Consider the following 1,615-nt stretch of genomic DNA (forward strand, 5'->3'; position numbering starts at 1 on the left):
CGGATTTCCCGCATTCGGCTTTCGGACAAGGTCTGGCGCAGGATTATGCCCACGGCAGGCTCCGCGTTAAGCTCCCAAGGGAGAGAAGACCCAACTTGTCCTGGAGAAACCAGTGCGGGAATTGGGTCTTTCCCTGCCCAAGGACTTTATGCTTGCGGCAGAGCCACCGGCGTAGCCGGTACCGAACGTGACGATCCACAGTCCGGTAAGCTCGGCTGACCGAGCCAAGACAGAAGTAGTTGGCCCATCCGCGCAGCCGGCGATTAAGGATAGATACCAGTTCTTCACCTGTGCTTCCCTGGGTGTCCCGGCGGAGCTGCTCGCTCACGCTCTGCAGCAGCCGGTTCACCCGTTTCTTGGAGGGTTGCGTCCCCAGGTAGCTGTGGCCCGTGATGGGCTTGTGGCAAAGACCGAAGGTGTAGCCGAGAAAGTCGAAGCTCTGCTCCGGCACTCGACAGATCCGGGTCTTTTCCTGGTTCACGGTGAGCCCGATTCGCTCCATAATCCGCTCCATTTGCTCCCGGGCTTCCTGGGCGTGGTGTCGGCAGAGGATCACATAGTCGTCGGCGTACGATACGATATGCGCCGCCCACTTTGCGGCCCATCCTTGCCTCTTCCATCCCAGGATAAACCGCCTCATGTAGAGGTTGGCCAAAAGAGGGGAGATGGGAGCCCCTTGAGGAGTCCCGCGCCCCCGATCCTTGGCCTGGGTCGTCCGCCGTTTCCTTCCCCGCTCTTCTTCTTCCTCGACGGGCATTTCCAGCCATGCCTTCAAAAGAGCAAGCATGACGCCGTCGGAAATCCGCCGGGCCAAGCTTTTCATTAGAGCGTGGTGAGGGATGCTGTCGAAATAGCCGGAGAGGTCGGCGTCGATCACCTCGGTGTAGCCCATGTTGAGGAGAGCATGCACCTTCTTGACCGCATCCAAGGCGCTTCGCCCTTCTCGATAGGCATACTGTTCTTCTGCTAAATCCACCTCGAAGATCGGGCTCAGCACGAGGACCGCTGCCATCTGTGCTACCCGATCCCGTATGGTTGGGATCCCTAAGGGCCTCCGCTTCCCGTCGGGTTTGGGGATCCACACCCGCCGAACCGCCTGAGGCCGATAGGTCTTGTGTCGGAGTTCTTCCGCCAACCGGTCCAACCACTTCTCTACCCCTTCTTCCTCGATCCTCTCGAAGGTCTGCCCATCGACGCCCGCTACCCCGCCGTTCTTTCGGCAGAGCAGCCAGGCGTAGGCGAGCACATCCTCGCGGTAGAGTTTGTCGTAGAGGGAGTAGAAGCGATAGGTCGGACTTGCCTTCGCTTTCTCCTGCAACGTCATCTGGAGCTTCCGAACACGCAAGGGAGGTTCTAGACTCATGGCCAATCTCCGTGCTCTCGCTCCTTCGTACGTTTCCCTTGAACTAAGGCCCCTTCCCTCCCTCGGACTTTCTCCGAGTTCACCAGTACTATGGGCCTATCCGACTCCCACCGGGTCCCGCTTCGGCCCCTCTCAGGGCAGCGGTCGGTCCGCTCGGGCCATCCCGAGCTCCCGGCTCGATGGGCCTCCCGTGTTGATACATCGTCCTTTGCCCGCATGCCCTCGCCCATTACCCCGGCGGCTCTCCCCAGT

At 60.4% G+C, this 1,615-nt stretch carries 1 protein-coding gene; it reads right to left on the reverse strand.

What is annotated here, in order from left to right; translation table 11 throughout:
- Positions 1-43: 43 nt before the first annotated feature.
- Positions 44-1,363 (reverse strand): group II intron reverse transcriptase/maturase, encoded by a 1,320-nt coding sequence (ltrA, locus tag MAMT_RS08980; protein WP_142660690.1) that lies wholly within the window; start codon positions 1,361-1,363, stop codon positions 44-46.
- Positions 1,364-1,615: the final 252 nt, after the last annotated feature.

Origin of the sequence: Methylacidimicrobium tartarophylax, from assembly GCF_902143375.2 — a bacterium.
In the GTDB taxonomy this organism is placed as follows: domain Bacteria; phylum Verrucomicrobiota; class Verrucomicrobiia; order Methylacidiphilales; family Methylacidiphilaceae; genus Methylacidimicrobium; species Methylacidimicrobium tartarophylax.